At 39.6% G+C, this 21,608-nt stretch carries 18 protein-coding genes and 1 tRNA gene; 9 read left to right on the plus strand and 10 right to left on the minus strand.

Annotated features, from left to right (window positions below):
- Nucleotides 1-109: 109 nt before the first annotated feature.
- Nucleotides 110-1,429 carry a two-component system sensor histidine kinase RppB gene (rppB, locus tag FJR08_RS02885; protein WP_168632091.1) on the plus strand — a complete coding sequence of 440 codons (1,320 nt, stop codon included), beginning with the start codon at nt 110-112 and terminating at the stop codon, nt 1,427-1,429.
- Here rppB and FJR08_RS02890 read toward each other — a convergent pair.
- From FJR08_RS02890 to FJR08_RS02910, 5 genes are all read right to left on the minus strand, one after another.
- Nucleotides 1,389-2,690, minus strand: a complete 1,302-nt coding sequence (locus FJR08_RS02890; RefSeq protein WP_168632092.1) for a hypothetical protein — start codon at nt 2,688-2,690, stop codon at nt 1,389-1,391. The genes rppB and FJR08_RS02890 overlap by 41 nt on opposite strands.
- Before the next feature lie 97 nt (nt 2,691-2,787).
- A complete protein-coding gene (locus FJR08_RS02895; RefSeq protein WP_015080250.1) occupies nt 2,788-3,903 on the minus strand; it encodes a cysteine synthase family protein in 1,116 nt (371 codons plus the stop codon).
- 375 nt (nt 3,904-4,278) lie between these two features.
- A complete protein-coding gene (locus FJR08_RS02900; RefSeq protein WP_015080251.1) occupies nt 4,279-4,947 on the minus strand; it encodes an N-acetylmannosamine-6-phosphate 2-epimerase in 669 nt (222 codons plus the stop codon).
- Between the two features lie 35 nt (nt 4,948-4,982).
- Complete coding sequence (locus FJR08_RS02905; RefSeq protein WP_168632093.1) at nt 4,983-5,408, minus strand: PIN domain-containing protein; 426 nt, start codon at nt 5,406-5,408, stop codon at nt 4,983-4,985.
- A complete protein-coding gene (locus FJR08_RS02910) occupies nt 5,405-5,680 on the minus strand; it encodes a hypothetical protein (protein ID WP_168632094.1) in 276 nt (91 codons plus the stop codon). The genes FJR08_RS02905 and FJR08_RS02910 overlap by 4 nt, the downstream gene beginning before the upstream one ends.
- A 517-nt stretch (nt 5,681-6,197) precedes the next feature.
- On the opposite strand from FJR08_RS02910, the gene FJR08_RS02920 reads away from it, so the two are divergent.
- Both FJR08_RS02920 and FJR08_RS02925 read left to right on the plus strand, forming a co-directional pair.
- On the plus strand, nt 6,198-6,809 hold the full coding sequence (locus FJR08_RS02920) for an IS607 family transposase (RefSeq protein WP_168632095.1): 612 nt from the start codon (nt 6,198-6,200) through the stop codon (nt 6,807-6,809).
- Entirely contained in the window at nt 6,787-8,004 is a 1,218-nt protein-coding gene (locus FJR08_RS02925) for an RNA-guided endonuclease TnpB family protein (RefSeq protein WP_168632096.1), read from the plus strand. The genes FJR08_RS02920 and FJR08_RS02925 overlap by 23 nt, the downstream gene beginning before the upstream one ends.
- 203 nt (nt 8,005-8,207) lie before the next feature.
- Here the strand turns inward: FJR08_RS02925 and FJR08_RS02930 are convergent, their stop codons facing one another.
- Nucleotides 8,208-9,062: an Rpn family recombination-promoting nuclease/putative transposase gene (locus tag FJR08_RS02930; protein ID WP_168632097.1), complete on the minus strand. Its 855-nt coding sequence runs from the start codon at nt 9,060-9,062 to the stop codon at nt 8,208-8,210.
- A gap of 171 nt (nt 9,063-9,233) precedes the next feature.
- On the opposite strand from FJR08_RS02930, the gene cobN reads away from it, so the two are divergent.
- Together cobN and FJR08_RS02940 are read left to right on the plus strand one after the other, a co-directional pair.
- Nucleotides 9,234-13,007 carry a cobaltochelatase subunit CobN gene (cobN, locus tag FJR08_RS02935; RefSeq protein WP_168632098.1) on the plus strand — a complete coding sequence of 1,258 codons (3,774 nt, stop codon included), beginning with the start codon at nt 9,234-9,236 and terminating at the stop codon, nt 13,005-13,007.
- Between the two features lie 19 nt (nt 13,008-13,026).
- Nucleotides 13,027-14,064, plus strand: coding sequence for a peptidoglycan-binding protein (locus FJR08_RS02940; RefSeq protein WP_168632099.1), 1,038 nt, complete (start codon nt 13,027-13,029; stop codon nt 14,062-14,064).
- Between the two features lie 268 nt (nt 14,065-14,332).
- Here FJR08_RS02940 and FJR08_RS02945 read toward each other — a convergent pair whose 3' ends face one another.
- From FJR08_RS02945 to lipA, 4 genes are all read right to left on the minus strand, one after another.
- Complete coding sequence (locus FJR08_RS02945) at nt 14,333-14,788, minus strand: Fur family transcriptional regulator (protein WP_148760299.1); 456 nt, start codon at nt 14,786-14,788, stop codon at nt 14,333-14,335.
- A gap of 166 nt (nt 14,789-14,954) precedes the next feature.
- Nucleotides 14,955-16,190, minus strand: a complete 1,236-nt coding sequence (gene sigC, locus FJR08_RS02950; RefSeq protein WP_168632100.1) for an RNA polymerase sigma factor SigC — start codon at nt 16,188-16,190, stop codon at nt 14,955-14,957.
- A 763-nt stretch (nt 16,191-16,953) separates the two neighbouring features.
- Nucleotides 16,954-17,925 (minus strand): NAD(P)H-dependent glycerol-3-phosphate dehydrogenase, encoded by a 972-nt coding sequence (locus tag FJR08_RS02955; protein ID WP_015080258.1) that lies wholly within the window; start codon nt 17,923-17,925, stop codon nt 16,954-16,956.
- 80 nt (nt 17,926-18,005) lie between these two features.
- Nucleotides 18,006-18,875 (minus strand): lipoyl synthase, encoded by an 870-nt coding sequence (gene lipA, locus FJR08_RS02960; protein WP_168632101.1) that lies wholly within the window; start codon nt 18,873-18,875, stop codon nt 18,006-18,008.
- A 125-nt stretch (nt 18,876-19,000) separates the two neighbouring features.
- Between lipA and FJR08_RS02965 the strand changes: the two genes are divergently transcribed.
- The 4 genes from FJR08_RS02965 (at nt 19,001) to FJR08_RS02980 (ending at nt 21,589) form a co-directional block, all read left to right on the plus strand.
- Nucleotides 19,001-19,074: transfer RNA gene (locus tag FJR08_RS02965), tRNA-Pro, on the plus strand.
- Nucleotides 19,075-19,346: 272 nt separating this feature from the next.
- Nucleotides 19,347-20,915 (plus strand): N-6 DNA methylase, encoded by a 1,569-nt coding sequence (locus FJR08_RS02970; RefSeq protein WP_168632102.1) that lies wholly within the window; start codon nt 19,347-19,349, stop codon nt 20,913-20,915.
- A 50-nt stretch (nt 20,916-20,965) separates the two neighbouring features.
- Nucleotides 20,966-21,184, plus strand: coding sequence for a type II toxin-antitoxin system HicB family antitoxin (locus FJR08_RS02975; protein ID WP_039204653.1), 219 nt, complete (start codon nt 20,966-20,968; stop codon nt 21,182-21,184).
- A gap of 210 nt (nt 21,185-21,394) precedes the next feature.
- The gene (locus tag FJR08_RS02980; protein ID WP_168632103.1) at nt 21,395-21,589 is read left to right on the plus strand and encodes a type II toxin-antitoxin system HicA family toxin; all 195 of its coding nucleotides are present in this window, start codon (nt 21,395-21,397) and stop codon (nt 21,587-21,589) included.
- Nucleotides 21,590-21,608: the final 19 nt, after the last annotated feature.

A 21,608-nucleotide genomic window follows, 5' to 3' on the forward strand; every position in this document is an offset into this window, starting at 1 on the left:
ATGGTGTGTTACCAGGGTTGAGATCCCCGACTTCTGACATTAATTGATAATTTATTAACAAGATAAAAAAAGAAGTCGGGGATCTTATATTTACAAAATATCAAATTAGATGAATAATAATTCAATCTTTAATAATTCTCGGTTAAAATTAGCCTTTACCTATGCTGGTGTGATGGGTGCAACTTTATTAATATGTGGTTATGTTGCTCATATTGTGATGATTCAAGCTTTTACTCGCACTGTTGATCGAGAGTTAGAAGTTTTTGGCAAGGTATTTGAGGATAAATTAAAGACAGAGTTAAAAGTTCCTGGAGAATTATCTATTACAACTCAGAAATCTTTGCCAGGAATTTGTTTTAAACAAAAATCTTGTTTACCAATTAAATCAGAATCAGAGTTACTGGGTTTATTATCAGAAGGATATTATCTCCGGTTTTTAACACTATCAGGAGAAGTAATTGCAGCTATTGGTAATAATCCCGATGAGTTTCCTCCTAATCTACAAATTCATCATTCTTACGATATTCAAAATCGCAATGGTGAACTATATCATTTACATTTAATGCCCTTAAAAATCAAAGGGAATCAATTGTGGGGATACTTACAAGTAGGGCGATCTATACAACGATTAAATGACTATATGAATAGTCTACATTGGTTATTAGGATTGGGTGTTCCCTTTTCTATGATCTTAATTGGTGGTGCTGGTTGGTGGTTAGCAGGTTTAGCTATGCGACCAATTGAAAAATCCTATCAACAATTACAAAAATTTACGGCTGACGCAGCCCATGAATTAAGAACTCCGATTACATCTTTACAAACAATTGTCGAAACAAATTCAATTAATCAAGAAGCTCAAAAAGCTTTGGAGAGACAAATCAAAAGATTAGTAACTTTAACCCAGGATTTGTTATTATTGTCTAGGGTAGAAAGTGGTTTACAAGAAGCAAAATGGCAGGAAATTTGTTTAAATGATTTAGTGGCAGATGTGGAAGAAGAATTAATGCCAGTAGCCATGAATGCCCAAGTTTTATTATCTAGTAATATTCCGATTGAATCTTATTTCTATATTCAAGGTAATGAAGGTCAAATTTATCGAATGTTGTTGAATTTAGTTAGTAATGCTATTAAATACACTCCTGAATCTGGGGAAGTAAAAATTAATCTGACAACTAATGATCATCAAGGTTTAATTACTATCAAAGATACAGGTATTGGTATTCCTACTTCAGATATTCCCCACATTTTTAATCGCTTTTATCGAGTTAATGCAGATCGTTCTCGTCATACAGGAGGATCTGGATTAGGTTTAGCGATCGCTTTAGCAATTGTCCAAACTCACAAAGGCAAATTAGAAGTACAAAGTGATGTAAATAATGGCAGTACATTTACTGTAATTTTGCCACTCTTTTCCAAAGTAAACAGCTAATTTCAACTAACATAGATGTAATCATGGCAATAGCAGCGGCCATTGCGCCATTCATACCTTTGTTAATAGCAAAAGTGGAAATTATTAATAAAGTTCCTGTTCCCAACCATGTAGATAGATTCACATGACCTGTCCGATTTTCACTGACTAAAAAACCTTGAATTGCATTTTGTAAAGCCACAAATAATGGCACAATTGCACAAATCAACAGAACTGGTTTAATACTTTTAGCTAAGGTAAGATCATTACCGATAAAACTTTGAACGATGCGATCGCCGATAGGTGTTACACTCATTAATAATAGTAGGCTGGAACAAGCAGCACCCACACTCATAGCAAAAGTCAGTAATTGCTTATCGCTCACTTGATGGCGATATTTAATCACCATTTGCTGTACCATCCGGGTAGAATTGGCAATTACTAGAACCAGTCCCCAAGCCGCAGACCAAGCAGCAATAGCAATTGTCGAATCTTCAGCGCGGGCAAGAATGCTAATTAATATCGCCCTTCCGCCCCAAACCACCATCATCGAATTAGCTAGGGGGAGATAGAATTTCCATACCTGTGCTAAATTGCGGGGTAAATTAGGTTGTTCTATTTGTGGTGGTAAAATTGCCCCACTGCGACGGGCAAAAATTGTCACAACGATAGCCTCGACTATCACCCCGCCCATAAGCCCTAAGCCAGCAATTACGCCCCCAGATATTTGGTAGAAAAACCCGAATGTGAGGATTACGGCTAAAGTCAATAACCTGCAAATACTAGCTTTAGCCACAGCACCGGACTGACCATGATAAATTAATAGTCCTTGAAAATAACGCCGCCAAGCGATCGCAAATGGCCAACCGCCCATTAGTAATAATACTTGACTAACTGTAGCTAACATTGCCGAGGGTATGCCCAACAGACTCACACCGACAAAATTAAATATGATCGGTAGTCCCAACAAACTTAATAAAAAAGTTAATCCTCCACCTACCAATAATGTAAATCGCCACAATGCCTTGCGTGAATCTTGAGAACCCGCTAAAGCATTAGCAGCGTGCAAAATCATAATAATTGGACTTTCAAAAAATATCGCCAAAGATTTAGCAATACCTACAGCCGCTAAGTTAATTTGAGCATCAGGAAGATGAGCCAATGTAGTAGTCATCATCGGATCACCACAGGCCATAGTTACATCACTGAGGGATAAAGGCAAAAATTCCCGCCATAACGTCCCTAAACTAACTGATTTAGATTGAGATTCTTGTAATTTCATATCATCACGAAGCTATGTGTGCAAAAAGCGCAAAAATCTAACTTTTAAACTCTTACCCTTTGCGCCTTTGCGCCTTTGCGTGAGAAAATTATCTTGATCACTCTTGACTCCTACCGACAATATCCAATGGTACAGGTAGAAGATTAGTAATTGCTGCGGTGAGATGGGAATGTTGAAGGATGTTGATATTTTGTGCTGTTAACCAATCGGCATTGTAAACTGTTTCTAAATACCTATCGCCCCGGTCAGGATTAAGTAGTAACATAGTTTGGGGTTTAGTAAATCTTCGGGCATCTGCTAAAGCAGCAGCCACAATTGCACCAGTGGAAGCACCTAAAAGCATACCTTCCTGTTTAGCCAAACCATGACAAACAGAAAACGCCAAACCATCATCCACGCTATAAGCCGCGTCTAACATTTGCGGGTCAAAATTGGGGGGAACGAAAGATAAACCCAGTCCAGTCATCTTATAGGGGTGTCTGGGAGTCCCAAAAATTGCCGATCCTGCCACATCTACACCGATAATTCTTGTTTGGGGATAATACCGTTTAAAATAGCGACTGATACCGCCTAACTGTCCGGCTGTACTGACTCCAATCACTATAGCATCCGGCGCACCGCCAAAAGCAGCTTCAATTTCCCGCGCTGTCCAAATTGCATGGGCATCAGTATTACTAGGATTTTTATGTTGACAGGGATACCAAGCACCAGCAATATTTGCAGCTAATTCCTGGGCTTTTGCCATTCTTGCTACCTGCATTGAACCCTGACTATCAGCCTCACTCAAAGGCACTTCTACCAATTCTGCACCATAAGCAGTAAGCATTCTTCGCATTGTTACAGGGGTTTTGGCATCAATCACAATCATCACCCTGTATCCCTTAGTTGCGCCTACAATTGCTAACCCAATCCCAAAGTTACCAGAACTAGATTCAACAATTGTCCCACCTGAGCGCAATAAACCTTGTTTTTCGGCTTCATTCACCAGATAAGCCGCATTTTTTTCCTTAATACTCCCACCAGGATTACAAGATTCTAGTTTGAGATATAAATGATGATCTTCACAACTTGGGTGAATTCGATTTAATCGGACAATGGGAACTTTACCTAATGCTTCTGTCACCGTGGCAAATAGCGGTGATGCTGGTAAGCTAGTTTTCAGGGTTAGTTCTGGGGAGCAAGTAACCATCATTAATAACCAAATACTGTTCATCTCTAAGGATGCCAACCTTAGATGAAATAGAGATGAAATCAGACACGCCAGGGAATAACGAACCACAGAGGCACAGAGGTCACGGAGAAATGAGGGTTATCTCGTTCCCAGTCTCTGGCTGGGAATGTGGGCTAGAAGGCTCTGCCTTCAATAAGATTAGAGACAGAGCCTCATCAACTGCATTCCTAGTCAGAGTCTAGGAACGAGATATGGTAAAGATTTGAGCTTAAATTGACACCAATGAACATTGCTAAACTCTTACAGATACAGCAGTTTCCGCTCTTATGAGGTACAAAGTTGAATCATGAAACTCTTGTAGTGCGGGCATCTTGCCCGCTAGATATGTACCTCATAACACCGGGAAGTGCTGTAAGTTTAATTTTCTAATGTAGAAATATAAGCTTTAACTAACAAATCAATTCCGGTAATTGCCCCACCCACAACCACAGCATTAGCCCCCAAATCTAAGGCTTTTCTCGCCATTTCTGGTGAAGAAACACCTCCTTCACAAATCACAAAAGTATCAAGATTTTCGATGATTTGGGTGAGTAATTCCCAACCAGGAGGAGAGAAATTTTTAGTTTGGGCAGTATAGCCAAATAGAGTAGTTCCCACAAGATCTGCACCTGCATTCACAGCTAATTGTGCAGCTTCATAGGTATCTACATCTGCCATAACTGGCTGATTTAATTGCTGATGAATCAAATTAATAATATCTGCTAACTTTTCATCACCAGGACGATTTCTAGTAGTAGCATCTATGGCAATAATATCAGCACCTGCTTCAGCTACGGCCACAGCATGATGAAACTGTGGTGTAATATAAACATCAGAACCTGTGATTATTTGTTTCCAAAGTCCGATAATGGGAACTTGGACTTTTTTCCGCACCGCTTCGATATGAATAGGTGTGTCAATTCTCACTGCTACAGCCCCATTATTCACTGCTGCTTGTGCCATTGCGGAAATTACATAAGGATCATGTAATGGGGAGTTTACAGGCGCTTGACAGGAAACGATTAATCCTTTTGGTAAATTAGTCATGTTTGATATTGTCTAAAAGTTGTAATAAAATACTGTCAGTAATGCTTTATTTCTTGAATAATGCTGAGTAATTCAGTTGGACTATAAATAGGCAAACTAGCAGTTTTAAAATCCTTGCTATTTCGAGTTACAAAACCATCAACACCCGCATAAATGCCTGAATGATATAAAACAGCATCCTCAAAATCAGGAAAATCTGAATTTATCGCCGCTTTCAATATCACATCATTAACCTCCGATATCGCAAATAAATTAAGCAATTGATTAATAGAAACCTTGGCTGACTGCTTTCCTATTGATTTAGTTAACAAATAATCAATCGTAGTTATCGTTGTCGCACAAAGATAACCTTGAATAATTTGCTGCTCAACAGCATTAAATAAATTAATAGAGAAGCTAACGAAAGGCTCACGCTCTAGCAAAATATCAAGAACAATATTGGTATCAAATACAATTTTCAAAGATACTTCTCCTCTAAATGTTTTTTATAGTCTGCTACATCAACATGATAACCTTTCAATATACCAACTAGCGATCGCGTAATTGGCAAAATTTCATCATTGCTAGTTTGGTGTAACAATTCTCTCTGTTCAACTAATAAATCATGGGTGGCTCGTCTGCTTTGCTCTTCTAATAATATTTTTTCCACAGCTTTCTGTACTAATAGCTGCATATCAGGCATTTCCAAAAGTTGTTTTCCCAACTCATCAGGCAACTCAATTTTAACTTGCATAAAATCCTCCATTAAAACGGCGGTTTAATTCCTAATTCTTCACAGAATAATCCAATTATAGCATCTGTGACCTGACTTTCTTGTTCAATGGCTTCTTTAGGTTATGGGGGTATTCTGTATAGTTAAAGTTTACCCATTGTTGATCTAGACTGTGCGATCGCATTCTTTTAATGGCGCGACTCAGAAAGAATTAGTCTTCACCAAAGTACAAATATGCTGGCATAGTGGTATGTCAATTGTATTGTCGTACATGAACATAAGCTCTAAACCTACTATTTAAATTTTATTTCATTGTAAATACCTATTTTGTGTATTATTTATATAATAATCTCATCCTCTCTTGTATATGCCAGTAGAAGCTAAAGTTTATCGAGTTCTCATTGCTAGTCCCAGAGATGTTGAAAAAGAAGAAAAAATCATCAGAGAGTTAGAGATAGGACGTAATTTACCATGACATACTAGACATAGCCGGACATTCGTGGTATGATAGGACAAGCAACAAACTTAGTTCTATCAGATGACAGTAAATTATGTACCTCCAAGAGTCGCTGCTACCAGATTGGGAGTCAGCACCAAAACGCTTGAAAGGTGGCTTGAAGACGGGAAAATCGAAGGCATCTTTACCCAAGGTGGTCAAAGACGATACAACCTCGATTCAATTATCCCTGTTCGACATGGCAATCCGCCAGACGAGCGAGCCACCCTTTTATATGCCAGAGTTTCAAGCCGCAGTCAGAAAAACGACCTTGAGCAACAAGTTCAGTTTCTCCAGTCTCGTTACCCTGACGCAGAAATCATTACCGACATCGGTAGTGGACTCAACTTCAAGCGGAAAGGTCTTCAAACCTTACTGGACAGAGTTCTCGGCAACACTTGCAAACTTATTGTCATTGCCCACAAAGATCGGCTTTGTCGCTTTGGATTCGATCTTATCTCATGGCTCTGTGCTAGGCAGCAAACTCAAGTATTGGTTCTCAACCAAGCGAACCTCAGTCCAGAACGCGAAATGGTTGAAGATATTCTTGCCATTATCCATGTCTTCAGTTGCCGATTGTACGGACTCAGAAAGTACAAAAAACAAGTCGCTGAAGACAGTGAGTTACCGAGTGTATCCAGTAAAGGAACTTGAGTTTATTTGGAAAAAATGGGTGGCTGCCGTTCGCAAGGTTTACAACATTTCCATTGCCTACTTAAACGAAAATCAAGGCTTTAGTAAGGTTGGTAAAAAAGGTGGAAAAATGGGGTTTAGAACCATGCTTAAAGCCTCCGGTTTAATCCCTCAATGGTGTTTAGATTTGAATGTTTCTAAAATACTAGACAACGCTTCAATGGCAGCATATAAAGCCTGGTCAGAAACAGCCAAAAACCCCAAAACAATTAATAAAGGTAAAGACAAAAAACCGCATCATCAAGCAGGACTAAGGATTGCTAAGTTCCGAAGTATCCGTGACCAAAAACTAACCATTCAATTTGACCCGTCAGCATATAAAAATGGTAGATGGATGGTATCAACAACTAAACATCTACCGCGTCCTGAATTTAGAGGACAAGATTTTTGTGTTTTAACTGACGGGTCTTCAGAACTCACCTACAACAAGGGTCGCTGGTTTGCTCACTTCCCTGTAGAATTGCAGCAGACCGCAAGTGTTACAAATAAAATAATTTCACTTGACCCCGGCATCAGAACTTTTATGACTGGTTTTGATGGCAGCGACTTCTTAGAGTTTGGGAATGGAGATTTCAACAAAATAGCTAAACTTTGCTCACACCTTGATAAGCTTAAATCAAAACATGATCTAAGCGTTGGACACAAATTCAAACGTCTTAGATACAAACTTAGACTGGCGATGGAAAGACTCAGAACTAGGATTAAAAATCTTCGCTCTGAGTGCCATAAACAAGTCGGTTCATATCTAGCCAAAAACTATGATGTGATTGTACTTCCTACCTTTGAGACTTCCCAAATGGTTGTCAAAAAGAAACGGAAACTGAGAAACAAAACGGCTAGAGCAATGATGACTTGGGCATTTTATCAGTTCTCTCAAACTCTTGGGCATTTGTGTAACCGTTACGGTTCCAAATTAGTGAGAATAACTGAAGAATATACGTCGAAGACCTGTACTAAATGCGGTCACGTTCATAGAAAACTTGGTAGTTCTCAGAACTTTATTTGCCCTAGCTGCGGTTATGAAATACCGCGAGATTTTAATGGAGCCGTGGGGATTTTCCTCAAGGCAATGTGGGATACCACCTTTACCAACTCAGTTGGTGATGTTGTACTGGACATTCACGATATCTCAGATGTCAGGGAATGTCTCGGTTAAAAGTATCAGAATTTATTACCAGAAAACTGACGTTAATGATTTATCCAAAAGATTTAGATTCTATAGATTTTTATGAACTTGAGGACTTTATTAAGTCAATTTGCTTTTGAGCTTTATATGTCCGAGATGCTTGTTCATTAAATTAATATCTATATAAATTATTCCCCCAACCAAAGGGGGAATACTAATGTGAAAGCAGAAGTTTAATTTCTTTGCATAAATTCCCGCAATTCATCAAGACTATTGACAGTTAAAATGCTCCTTTGGATGTTTTTTAACCGTTCTAAATCAGCAACCTGTGATATTTTGGGCATAAATTGTAAACCTTCTTGACTAAATTTTATCTCTAAACTTAGTTCAATAGATGACAGTATAGCTTGTCTTTCACCCCGTTTTTCACCTTCTCTGAAAATCTGTTGATACCAAGGAGACTCTTGTAATATTGCCATATCCCACCTCATGATTTGTTGAACTAAGGCGCTATCTAGTACAAAGGTAGCAAAAAAAGCCATAACTGTTTCCAACTGGCTTAATTTTTCATCAGCACGAAGCATTTGCAATGCTTGTCTAACTGTTGATTCTTCTCCACCACCTTTGAGAATTGGTACAAAGGGAAGCAGCGAGGGAATAGGTTGACTCAAAGCTATTTTTACATCAACTTCCCAAAGATTGATCACTCGATAGTCTTGTCGCGCTTGTAAGCCAGCAAACTCTGATTCATAGCGTTTAGGAATTTCTGTTTCACTTTCTTTGAGAATGTTAATTAATACAGGGTATGTGGGAAGATCATATTTTTCCTCTGCTAATGCCGCATAAGCCCGCATTCTTTTGGGCATTTCTGGCTTATACCGTAATTGTAACTCATTGAGAACAAGGAATTCGCCGTACTGGGGACTGGTGGCTTTGACTAATACATCACTTTCTCTGCTTATCCATTGAAATTCGGAATTAAGAATTTCTCCGGTGGTAATGTCGGGGATTTGTGTCACCCATTTTACCCAATTTTCGGGACTGAGGCTGATTAATTTTTTAGTGCTGATATCGGCTTTTTTGACCATCAGGGATTACTATAAATTACTGAGTATGGTTTTAAATTTATCAGATAAATTTGCAAGCTGTTATCAATGTTAAACTAATATTTACTGATGAATTTATTTATTGCCTTATTTAAAAATAACGTAAAAAAGCCCAAGTTTTAAACTCAAAATTTCCATTATTAATTACCAACTATGCACAGAATCAGCGCCACACCAGGCGGATTAAATCAGTCGGAAGGTTTATTTTTCCTCGCACAAACTCCTGCCCCTTTCGTGTTGATTACAGCAGCCGATACTGATATTCAAACCCTAGCGGCTGTAGTTCCCAAATTACCTAGAGAATTTCCTGAACTCCGAGTAGCCAACTTATTACAACTACAGCAAGAAATAAGTATAGATGCTTATGGTGAGCAAGTTTTAGAATCTGCCCAAATAATTGTGCTTCGTCTCATAGGTGGAAGTTCTTACTGGGCTTATGGTTTGGAGGTGGTACAGGAAATTGTACAACGTCATGGCACAACTTTGATTGTGATGCCAGGAGATGATGGACTGGATCTTGATTTAATATCAAAATCTACGCTTTCGGAAAAAATTGTTCAGAAAATTTGGCAATACTTTCAAGAAGGTGGCATAGAAAATTTCCTCAACGCGTTGCAATTTATCACTGATACAGTCCTATCAACAGCATTTAATCCACCAGCACCCCAATCTGTTCCCCGCGTGGGATTGTATGAGAGGAGTCAGGAGAAGAAAGAAGAAGAAAGAAAGAATCAGCCTAAAGTTGGGATTTTGTTTTATCGCGCTCATTATTTAGCAGGAAATACCAAGGTTATTGATGCTTTATGTAATGCTTTGGTAGAAAAAAATTTACAACCTGTACCTGTTTTTGTTTCTTCATTACGTGAACCTGGTGTCAGCGATAAGTTATGTGAATTGTTTGCAGAAGAAAATAATAATCATGTTAGCTTGTTGATGAATACTACCAGCTTTTCCCTAGCAAGTTTAGAAACAGAAACACCACAAACTGAAATTTGGGAAAAATTAAATGTTCCTGTTTTACAAGTAATTCTTTCCGCTAGTTCCGTTGAACAATGGGAATCACAATCACAAGGTTTAACACCCCGTGATATGGCGATAAATGTGGCATTACCAGAAGTAGACGGGAGAATTATTAGCCGGGCTGTGTCTTTCAAAACTTTGCAAACTCGGAATCATAAACTAGAAACCGATGTCGTAGTTTATGAACCTGTGAGCGATCGCATTGAATTTGTCGCCCAACTGGCTGCAAACTGGGTACGATTGCGGGTAAAACCACCCCAAGAACGCCGTATAGCTCTAATTTTAGCAAATTACCCCAACACCAACGGCCGCCTCGCCAACGGCGTAGGATTGGACACTCCTGCCAGTTGTGTAGAAATTCTCAAAGCTTTAAAATTAGCTGGTTATGAACTGGGAAATACTTGTACTGAGCGAAGTCGAAGTATTCCCGAAACTGGAGACGAATTAATTGAGATTCTCACATCTAGCGTTACTAATGATCCAGAAGGAAAAGATTGGAAACCAATCAACCAAAGTTTGTCAGCAACAGAATATAAAAACTATTTTTCTACCCTACCTATAAACATTCAAAAACAAATTATCGAACGTTGGGGAGAATATTGTTCCCAATCACCAATCACCAATCACCAATCACCATTTCCCATTTCTGGAATTAAATTTGGGAACGTTTTCGTCGGCATTCAACCATCAAGAGGTTACGATCTTGATCCTAGTTTAAATTATCATGCGCCAGATTTAGAACCAACACATAATTATTTAGCCTTTTATTATTGGGTACGAGAATCTTTTCATGCTGATGCCATAGTTCATGTTGGCAAACATGGCAACTTAGAATGGCTACCAGGAAAAAGTGTCGCTTTATCTAATACTTGTTATCCAGAAATTGCCTTGGGACCAATGCCCCATTTATATCCATTTATTGTTAATGATCCTGGAGAAGGTTCACAGGCAAAAAGACGCGCCCAAGCCGTAATAATTGATCATTTAACCCCACCAATGACCCGCGCCCAATTATATGGACCATTGCAACAGGTAGAAAACCTAATTGATGAATATTACGAAGCCGAAAGTTTAGATCCTTCCCGTTTACCAACAATACGAGATCGTATTCAAGAATTAGTCATCAAAGAAAACCTATATAAAGACTTAGGAATTACCAACCCCAAAGACATCACCAACTTTGAAACCTTAATCTTAAACTCCCTAGACGGTTACTTGTGCGAACTCAAAGAAGCCCAAATCCGTGACGGCTTACACATATTCGGCCAATGTCCCCAAGGAACACAACTGCGAGACTTAATAGTAGCGATCGCCCGCATCCCCAACCGCCATTATATCGGCATTACCAGAGCGATCGCCAAACAATGGCAAATAGACATAGACCCCCTCACAGACAACCTCTCAACCCCCTTCACCCCACCGATAACCCACTTTGCTCCTTTGCGCCTTTGCGCGAAACTTAAATCCTGTCATATCATCGGCGATGTCATCGAACTCCTAGAAATAGAAGCAGCCCACTTAGTAGAACAAATAATCGAGGGAACAGAAACCCAAAATTGGATAAGCGACAAACTCCTCCCAGCCCTGCGAAAAACCAGCGAAGAAACCACCAACCTATTACGGGGACTTGATGGCAAATACGTCAAGAGCGGTGCTTCCGGCGCACCCACCCGCGGCCGCCCCGAAGTCCTGCCCACAGGTAAAAACTTTTACGCTGTTGATATTCGTGCCATACCCACAGAAACCGCCTGGGATATTGGCAGAAAAGCCGCTGAAACCCTGATTGAAACCTACACCCAAGAACATGGAGAATATCCCAAAACCCTGGGTTTATCCCTGTGGGGGACAGCTACCATGCGGACTGGTGGTGATGATATAGCCGAAGCTTTAGCTTTACTTGGTGTGCAACCCGTTTGGGATGGTGCAGCGCGACGAGTAGTAGATTTTGAAATTTTACCTTTATCCATTGTCGGTCGTCCCCGTGTGGATGTCACCCTGAGAATTTCTGGCTTTTTCCGGGATGCTTTTCCTAATTTAATCACCTTATTTGATCAAGCTGTGAAAGCGGTTTCGGCTTTAGATGAACCAGCAGATCAAAATCCTCTAGCAGATACAGTTCGCAAAGAAACTGAACAATGGACTCAAGAAGGTTTATCTTTAGAAGTAGCAGCCGAGCGATCGCAATATCGCGTTTTTGGTTCAAAACCAGGGGCTTATGGTGCAGGACTCCAAGGACTAATGGCCTCCCAAAACTGGGAAAATGATCAGGACTTAGCCCAAGCTTACACAAATTGGAGTGCTTACGCCTACTCCTCTAGTCAGGAAACAGGGAGCAATAATGTGGAAGCTTTTGAACAACGCTTGAAGCAAATGCAAATTGTCCTGCATAATCAAGACAATCGAGAACATGATTTACTCGATTCCGACGATTATTATCAATTTCAGGGTGGTTTAACCGCAGCGGTGCGTTCTCTTCAAGGTAAAAATCCTGAAACTTATTTTGGTGATAATTCCAACACATCCCAGCCCAAAGTCCGTCAACTTAGTTCAGAAATTGCCAGGGTTTATCGTTCTCGCGTGGTTAATCCTAAATGGATAGCTGGAGTTATGCGTCATGGTTATAAAGGTGCATTTGAAATGGCTGCAACCGTAGATTTTCTCTTCGCTTACGATGCTACCGCCCAATGTGTTGAAGATTATATGTATCAAGGTGTTGTTGAAGCATATTTAGAAGATGCTGCCGTTTGTGAATTTATCCAAGATAAAAATCCTTGGGCATTACGCGATATTGCAGAAAGACTACTAGAAGCAAATCAGCGCGGGTTATGGCAAGATGTAAGTATACAAACTTTAGAATATCTCCGCAATTTAGTCCATCAGGCAGAAGCAACTATCGAAGAAAAATAATTTAATTTAGGAAACGAACATGGAAAACCTTGCGTATTTACATTTAGCCTTTGCCAATGAAGACATAGAAACCACTGAGTTAATATCTCTCAGTTCTTTATTCAAAAAAGCAGCAGCACCAAATTGGCAACTCTTTTCCAGCAATGCGTGGAAATACATGATTCCTCTGGTTCTTACTTTATCTATTCTTAATAGTGTTAGTAGTGTTTTCGCACTCGAAACCGAAAATAACAGCAATTCTGTCAAAAATCTAGCACAAAATTCGACATCTCACGTTGAAACCGAAAATAACGGTGATGTTGTGAAAAATCTAGAACAAAATTCGACATCTCAGGTTGAAAAAAGCAACAAACAATTTATCAGTACAGCCCCTACAACCCTCACTACGCCACATAATATCATTTCTGTAAGCAACAAACGCAAAAACCCCAATTTCTTTGTTAAAGGTGATGAAGGTGCCGATGTCAAAGTTTTACAAGAACGCTTGAAAATCGCTGGTTTCTATTATGGCAATTCCACAGGGATTTTTGGTCCAATTACTCAAGAATCTGTCAAACGATTCCAAAAAGCTTATAACCTCACAGTTGATGGCATTGTTGGTAAATCCACATTAGCGAAATTACCAGCGGTGACTGATGAAAATGACATAACTACTTCCCAAAAATCAGATAATCAAGATACACTTAGTTTAGGCGATCGCGGTGAAGCCGTCAGAATTCTCCAAGAACAATTAATCATAGCCGGATTCTTAAAAAATCAGCCCAATGGTTACTATGGTTCTAACACAGTTGATGCTGTAAATCGCTTTCAAAAACAGCACAAACTAGAAGCTAGTGGTATGGCTGGACAAACCACCCGTTCTAAGTTATATAGTTTAGTTAAAAATTCTGCCAAGAGTGATTTTACCACTTTAGAAATTCAAAGACGACTACATGAAAAAGGTTTCTATAAAGGTCAAATCAACGGCATGATGGCATCTGATACCAAAAAAGCAATTAGTCGCGCTCAAGAATTTTATGGTATCAGCCTTAAAGATGTTAAAAGCGGAAGTTTTTAATCCCGCTTTCTCAATGCAGTTAGATTCCCGCACTACTTGATTCATCTTCCAAAATTGCAGATGTCTATCCGTTCTATAAAACTTACCCAAAATTACCAAAGTCTAGACACATCTGGACAGCGATAACCTTAGTGTTTACTTCCTGCTTCATCACGGTCTTAGAATGGCTTCTAAGAGGTTTTTCCGCTCCACAGGCAATCTCGGTAGAACTTACCGTTTCTGACCGTAGTTCCTAAAAGGAACCCTATAATACCAAGTTCCTAGTTATCTAAATAGGCATTAATGCCCTTTGGCACTTAGGACATACAGCATGAATTGTCATTTGACAATCTAATAAATGGAAACCTTCTTTTTGGGCTGTTTTTCCGCCAATCTTTAAAATTGAGTCATTTTTAAACTCAATAGTCGAATTACAGCGGACACAAATTAAGTGATGATGGTGATGGGGATAAGGCTGATTAATTTCATAATGTTTATGCCCTTCACCTAATTCCAACTCCCGCAAAATCCCCATTCTCGCCATCAACTTTAAAGTGCGATAAATAGTTGATAAACTAATTCCTTCACTGTCAGCTTCTAAGCGATGATATAGATCCTCTGCGCTTAAATGCTCACCTTGGGGGAGTTCTTGAAAAATATGCAGAATTGTTTCGCGTTGTGGAGTTAAACGCCAGCCACGGTCGTTTAATTCCGCCTTGAGTGAACCAGTTGTGTAGACAGTCATACTAAATTTTCTCAACAAAGCTCATTAATTGAGAATATAACAAATGTTGGGGTTGATTTGCAACAATCATTGCCTATTGAGAATATTTGCTGATTGTCAGTTGTCAGTTGTCAGTAGAAAATATCTTTCTATTGCCTCCTGCCTCCTGCCTTCTGCCTTCTGCCTCCTAACTTAATGACTCTAGATAGTCGCGGACTAGGTTACGGCGTTTGGGTTGGCGGAGTTTTTGCAAAGCCTTGGATTCAATTTGTCTGACTCTTTCCCGTGATAAATCAAGGGCGCGGCCAATTTCTGCTAAAGAGTAAGCATGACCATCGGATAAGCCAAAGCGCATTAAAATCACATCACGTTCCCGACCAGTTAAATCATCTAGAAGACTATGCAAATCTTTATGTAAAGATTCCCGCATTAACATCTCCTCTGGAGTAATCGTATCAGTCTCTAACAATTCTCCTAATTCAGTATCTTTATCCTTCCCTACCTTGGTTTCTAAAGACACAGAACGAGGAACTCTCAATAATACTTCCCGGACTTGGGCAGGTGTCATATCTAACTCAATTCCCAGGTCTTCTAAAGTCGGGGTACGACCTTTTTCTTGGGCAATTTTCCGTTGCGCCTTTTTAATTTTGTTGAGCTTTTCGGTAATATGAACAGGCAGACGAATAGTCCGGCTAGAAGTAGCGATCGCCCTGGTAATACCTTGACGAATCCACCAGTAAGCATAGGTACTAAAACGATAGCCCTTGGTGGGGTCAAATTTCTCCACGGCTCGTTCTAAACCTAAAGTCCCTTCTTGAACCAAATCCAACAATTCCAAACCCCGATTTTGATACTTTTTAGCGACAGATACCACTAAACGCAAATTCGCCTTAATCATGTGGGATTTGGCTTGCAGTCCTTGAGTTTGAACTTGTTCTAGTTCTTCTACTGTTAAATTAGCAATTTCGGCCCAGCGTCTTTTGCCATTGGCTAGGGTAGGTTTAAGATCAGGTAAACTTATGCCCGCAGTAGTCGCCCACCGTTCTAAAGAAGGGCGGTGTCCTAATTCTGCTTTCAACCGCTCCTGTACCTCCATTAACCGCGAATAGGGGATAATTACAGCATCTCCTTCAGCAGCAGCAGCACTAAGCATTAATCGCATTCGTAAGTATCGCTGTACTTTTTGGGCTTCAGCAACTTCCTCATCTCGTCCCAATAACCGGACTCGGCCAATTTCTTGCAGATAGAGACGCACTAAGTCGGTACTGCGTCTGGTACTTTGCGCGGCTAAAGCTAAATCAGATTCAATCGCAGCCATGTCTAAATCTGGCAAATCATCATCATTATTGATTTCAATATCCAAAGGTGGACTAGGATTTTGCCCGTCGTGGGCGGCATTTTTATAAAAGGATGTTGCTGGCATGATGTCTCAAATTACTCCAGGTAACAATAGATTATGGTTAGCTAAAATTACGGTTATCTAATCAACTGTTGCTATTCCGTAACTCGTCATCAAATAACACGGTTTGGGTTTCGATGTACAATTCTTTGCAAAACTTTGTACTAGTACCGCAGGGCGGAATTAAAAATTAACAATTAAAAATTAAAAAGCAGATTGTATAAGCTTTTTAGGGATTTTTAATGGTTATCTTACTTACGCTGTACTGTACTAGTCCAAGCGCGGAGGAGAGGAGAAAACTTAATTTATCAACTTTTGGACTGTTTTAACTGGATAGTTATTTTCGTCACAGTTTACTAGTTTGAAATAATACATTTTTAACTTACCTTTGGGGGTTAAAGTCCCCTGCTTCTACAAGCAGCGGGTTTTGCGTCGGGGTAAAATCCCCGTTGCAAAACGTAATTCTAAATTCTAAATTCTGCATTCTTTTAATGAGTCGTTTGTTGCTAGTATCCGTGTGATTAAACAAATAGCTATGGAAATCTTTAGCCAGATTTTCAATTATGATTTAACTGGTCAATAATACCATGCTTAGGAATATTAACGGTTATTTTTTTAACTGATTATAAACTCACTTCTAATTATGATGATGTTTATAAACTACATAGTCATATTTACATCACTCAAAAAGTAATTTCCTGACAATTTGACAAATTTTTTCTAGGGATTTTGCGGTAGTCATTTAATTTTAATTGGACACCTTATCCTGTCAGCATTTCTCCCTTATTTACCAGATTTGTTCTGTGGGAAAATTATCAAATTCAGGTTTGATATCTCGGATCATCAGTTTATCTAACGCTTGTCTGGGTGTAACTGCTCCTTCAAGTAGTTGATAAACTTGTTCAGTAATGGGAATAGCAATACCTCGTTGTTGGGCAATTTCCATTAATACCCGACAAGTGTTCACACCTTCGGCTGTACCTGGAAGATTTGCCAGAACTCCAGGCAGCGTTTGTCCATTGGCTAATTGATAACCAACTTGATAATTACGGCTTAAAGGGCTGTTGCAGGTTGCTAATAAGTCCCCTAGACCAGATAAACCATAAAATGTTTCCGTTTTCGCACCTAAAGTATTACCGATTCGTACCATTTCGGTTAACCCACGGGTGACTAGGGCAGCTTTGGCATTTGTGCCTAAGTGTAACCCATCACATACACCAGCGGCGATCGCTATCACATTTTTCAGTGTTCCTCCTAATTCTACGCCCACAGGGTCAGGGTTAGTATAGACACGAAAGCGACTAGAAGAAAATACCAATTGGACTGTTTGGGCAGCTTTGGTATTTTTACTCGCTACTACCGTTGCTGCTGGTAATTCCTGGGCAATTTCCTGGGATAAATTCGGACCCGATAAGACCACAACAGGAGAATTAGGAAAAGCTGCTTGCCAAATTTGCGAAGGTGTGTATGTAGTGTGTGGTTCTAGTCCCTTAGTTGCAGTCACAAAGATTGTCTGTGGAGACAGGGGGCAAGATTGCACCATAGAGGCCACATCTCTGACCCCTTTCATAGAAATAGCCGACAAGACTATTTGAGCATTTTTATTTTCTAATACTTTTTCTAGAGGTTGCGAGTCAGAACGTGACCATAAATGCACCTGATAATCATTAATAGCTGCTAATTTAGCCAAGGCTGCACCCCAAGCCCCCGCACCAAGAATAACGACAGATTTTGAATTTGGTAATTGGTGATTGGTCATTGGTAATTGGTAATTGGTGATTGGTGATTGGTGATTGGGGTAGAACAACTGACCACTGACCACTGACAACGAACAACTGACTATCTGGGATAACGTTTCATTAATTCTCTGACTTGTTCTGCATGATAGGAGCTTCTTGTCAAGGGTGAAGAAACAACTTGTAAAAATCCTAGTTCTTCCCCAAAAGTTTGCCAGGCGGCAAATTGCTCAGGTGTGATAAAATCAGATACTTGTAAGTGTTTTTGACTGGGTTGGAGATATTGCCCAATTGTCAAAATATCACAATCTACTCTTCGTAGGTCTTCCATGACTTGGCAAATTTCTGCATCTGTTTCACCCAAGCCGACCATAATACCAGATTTGGTGTAAGTGCTGGGAGAAATTTGGCGCGAGCGCTGTAATAATTCCATTGTCCGCTCATAATTTCCTTGGGGACGCACACGGCGGTATAAGCGAGAAATGGTTTCTGTGTTGTGGTTAATTACTTCTGGTTTAGCTTGGAGAATGATTTCTAAAGCTTGCCAATTACCGCATAAGTCGGGAATTAATACTTCTATTGTTGTATGAGGCGAAACTTCATGAATAGCATTAATACAGTGGACAAATTGAGATGCACCACCATCAGGTAAATCATCTCGGTTAACGGAAGTAATCACGACGTGATTAAGCTGCATTCGCCGCACTGCTTCCGCTAGTCGTGTCGGTTCGGTGGGATCTAATGCTTGGGGTTTCTTTTCAAAATCAATATCACAGTAAGGACAAGCCCTGGTGCAAGCTGGACCCATAATCAAAAATGTGGCAGTACCCGCGTTGAAGCATTCCCCAATATTGGGACAGGAAGCCTCTTCGCAAACGGTATTCAGGGCTAAATCCCGCAAAATTTCTTTAACGTTACCAACACGCTCCCATTGAGGCGCTTTTACTCGCAACCAGTCTGGTTTTACAGTCACAGTCTACTTTTACCATTTTAGTTATACAAATCTTATGGTAGCAAGCAAAGACCTTTGTGGAAAAGAGAAAGTTTGTTATTTTCTGCTGATTGTGGTAATATCTTTTTATAATGCCATTTTTGTGGCGGGATGTGGCGCAGCTTGGTAGCGCACTTCGTTCGGGACGAAGGGGCCGCTGGTTCGAATCCAGTCATCCCGATTTTAGACTTTACAGCACTTCCCGGTGTTATGAGGTACATATATAGCGGGCAAGATGCCCGCACTACAAGAGTTTTTAAAGGCAACTCGTTGATTATAAATTAACTATACAATAGTTTATGGCAGTATAAATTATGTTATGCCTACGGCACGCTGCGCGAACGCGCAGAGGTACAAAGGAGCAAAGGCGCAAAGGTTAAGATTTTTATTTTACCTCTTAGGTGTAGAATTTTAGTCAAGTTATTAATAATAGAAATTCTAGAATAAAGCTAAATGTTTGAACAAACTTTTAAGAATATTGATGATGTTCTCTGGAAAGAGGCAGGTTGTACTACAGAATTAGATTACACTGAGCAAACTTCATGGCTACTGTTTTTGAAGTATTTGGATGATTTGGAGCAGGACAGAGAAGACAAAGCCAAATTAGCGGGGGATTCCTATCAGTTTATCATTGATGAAACCCATCGTTGGTCTGTTTGGGCTGCACCTAAAGATCAAAATGGGAAATTAGATCAAAATCATGCGCTGACTGGTGATGATTTGATTGATTATGTCAACCGCAAGTTATTTCCATATTTACAGGGTTTTAAGGAACGAGCTACTAGTCCAGATACGATAGAATATAAGATTGGCGAGATTTTTAGCGAGATTAAAAATAGGTTTCAAAGTGGTTATAGTTTGCGGGATGCTTTGGAATATATTGATGAATTAAGATTTAGATCCCAACAGGAAAAACATGAGTTATCCCATCTCTATGAAGCGAAAATCAAGAATATGGGCAATGCGGGGCGTAATGGTGGGGAATATTATACACCACGTCCTTTAATTCGGGCAATTATTCAGGTTGTTAAGCCGAAAATTGGGGAAAAAATTTATGATGGTGCTTGTGGTTCTGCGGGTTTTTTATGTGAAAGTTACGACTATTTAAGACAGGGTTTCGGCTTCGCTCAACCCAAGGGTAATCTGACAACTAAACAACTGGAAATACTCCAGAAAAATACTTTTACGGGTAAGGAAAAGAAGAGTTTGGCTTATGTCATTGCGATCATGAATTTGATTTTACATGGCATTGATGCGCCGAATATTATTCATACTAATACTTTGACGGAAAATCTTAGTGATGTTCAAGATAAAGATCGTTTTGATGTGATTTTAGCAAATCCGCCATTTGGAGGGAAGGAACGGAAGGAAGTACAGAATAATTTTAATATTAAAACTGGAGAAACAGCGTTTTTATTTTTGCAGCATTTTATCAAAATGTTGAAGGTTGGCGGTAGGGCGGCGGTAGTTATTAAAAATACCTTTCTTTCTAATTCTGATAATGCTTCGCGGGCTTTGCGTCAAGAGCTTTTGAGTAGTTGTAATTTACATTCTATTTTAGATTGTCCTGGGGGGACTTTTATCGGGGCGGGGGTGAAAACTGTTGTTTTATTCTTTGATAAAGTTCCCTTCGACTCCGCTCAGGGAAAGCCTTTAGACTCGATTCAGATGACACCGATTTTTAATCAAGGGAAGTCTATAAATGAACAAATGGCGACTCGGAAAATTTGGTATTATCAATTAGATCCGGGGCGGAATATGGGGAAAACTAATTCCCTGAATGATGATGATTTACGGGAGTTTGTGGAGTTACAATCTACTTTTTTGGAGTCGGAAAAGTCTTGGTTGGTGGATGTTACGGATATTGATCAGGAGAGTTTTGATCTGTCGGTGAAGAATCCGCATAAGGGGGAGGAAGCAGCTTTACGAGAACCCCAGGAAATTTTGGATGAAATTGCGATTTTAGATGGGGAAAGTGCGGAGATTTTGGCAAGTATTTTACAGTTGACAGTTAACAGTTGATGGACTGTGTTAGGCTTATTTTTGGTGTCTTTTTTTTGTTCTAAGGTACTATGAAAAATATCAAAATCATTGTCGAAAAACACCCTGATGGTTATGTTGCTTATCCTTTAGGTATTCAGGGGGTTGTAGTGGGTGAGGGTGATACTTATGAAGAGGCTTTAAATGATGTGCGTTCGGCTATTTTATTTCATATTGAAACTTTTGGAGAATCGGTGCTTGAATCTGAATCTTCAATACTAGAGGCTTTTGTGGCAGAGGCAACGGTATAATGACAAAGTTTCCGGTTGATGCTCCTAAAGCAAAAATGATTAAGAGGATGTTTGAAAAGTTTTGAATGTATAGACTGACCCCTCTCCAAACCTCTCCCCTGCAAGGGGAGAGGCTTTAAAACCCCCATTCCCTTGCAGGGAAGGGGGGTAGGGGGGTTAGGTTTTTGGAGATTACGGGTTTGATATAATACTTTTCAAACAACCTCTAAGGTGCTTGAAAGTTTTGGATTTTTAATAGTACGAGAAAAAGAGCATATTTCTATGATTAGACAAAATTCTGATGGCACAAATACTCCTTTAACTTTACCAAATCATAAACTTATTAAAGGTTCTACTCTCAGAAGTATCTGTACTCAATCTGGTATTTCACGGGATGATTTTATTGCTGCTTATGAACAAGATTAGAAATATATTTGCTCTGATT

Source organism: Dolichospermum sp. UHCC 0260, assembly GCF_009711985.1.
Classification (GTDB): Bacteria; Cyanobacteriota; Cyanobacteriia; order Cyanobacteriales; family Nostocaceae; genus Dolichospermum; species Dolichospermum lemmermannii.

What these genes read in the sequence shown, in the direction of transcription:
- FJR08_RS02975 (WP_039204653.1), top strand. Translation starts at nt 20,966, where the DNA reads ATGAAAAATATCAAAATCATTGTCGAAAAACACCCTGATGGTTATGTT.
- rppB (WP_168632091.1), top strand. Translation starts at nt 110, where the DNA reads ATGAATAATAATTCAATCTTTAATAATTCTCGGTTAAAATTAGCCTTT.
- FJR08_RS02920 (WP_168632095.1), top strand. Translation starts at nt 6,198, where the DNA reads ATGACAGTAAATTATGTACCTCCAAGAGTCGCTGCTACCAGATTGGGA.
- FJR08_RS02895 (WP_015080250.1), bottom strand. Translation starts at nt 3,903, where the DNA reads ATGAACAGTATTTGGTTATTAATGATGGTTACTTGCTCCCCAGAACTA.
- FJR08_RS02970 (WP_168632102.1), top strand. Translation starts at nt 19,347, where the DNA reads ATGTTTGAACAAACTTTTAAGAATATTGATGATGTTCTCTGGAAAGAG.
- sigC (WP_168632100.1), bottom strand. Translation starts at nt 16,190, where the DNA reads ATGCCAGCAACATCCTTTTATAAAAATGCCGCCCACGACGGGCAAAAT.
- FJR08_RS02945 (WP_148760299.1), bottom strand. Translation starts at nt 14,788, where the DNA reads ATGACTGTCTACACAACTGGTTCACTCAAGGCGGAATTAAACGACCGT.
- FJR08_RS02910 (WP_168632094.1), bottom strand. Translation starts at nt 5,680, where the DNA reads ATGCAAGTTAAAATTGAGTTGCCTGATGAGTTGGGAAAACAACTTTTG.
- FJR08_RS02940 (WP_168632099.1), top strand. Translation starts at nt 13,027, where the DNA reads ATGGAAAACCTTGCGTATTTACATTTAGCCTTTGCCAATGAAGACATA.
- FJR08_RS02890 (WP_168632092.1), bottom strand. Translation starts at nt 2,690, where the DNA reads ATGAAATTACAAGAATCTCAATCTAAATCAGTTAGTTTAGGGACGTTA.
- FJR08_RS02900 (WP_015080251.1), bottom strand. Translation starts at nt 4,947, where the DNA reads ATGACTAATTTACCAAAAGGATTAATCGTTTCCTGTCAAGCGCCTGTA.
- cobN (WP_168632098.1), top strand. Translation starts at nt 9,234, where the DNA reads ATGCACAGAATCAGCGCCACACCAGGCGGATTAAATCAGTCGGAAGGT.
- FJR08_RS02955 (WP_015080258.1), bottom strand. Translation starts at nt 17,925, where the DNA reads ATGACCAATCACCAATTACCAAATTCAAAATCTGTCGTTATTCTTGGT.
- FJR08_RS02930 (WP_168632097.1), bottom strand. Translation starts at nt 9,062, where the DNA reads ATGGTCAAAAAAGCCGATATCAGCACTAAAAAATTAATCAGCCTCAGT.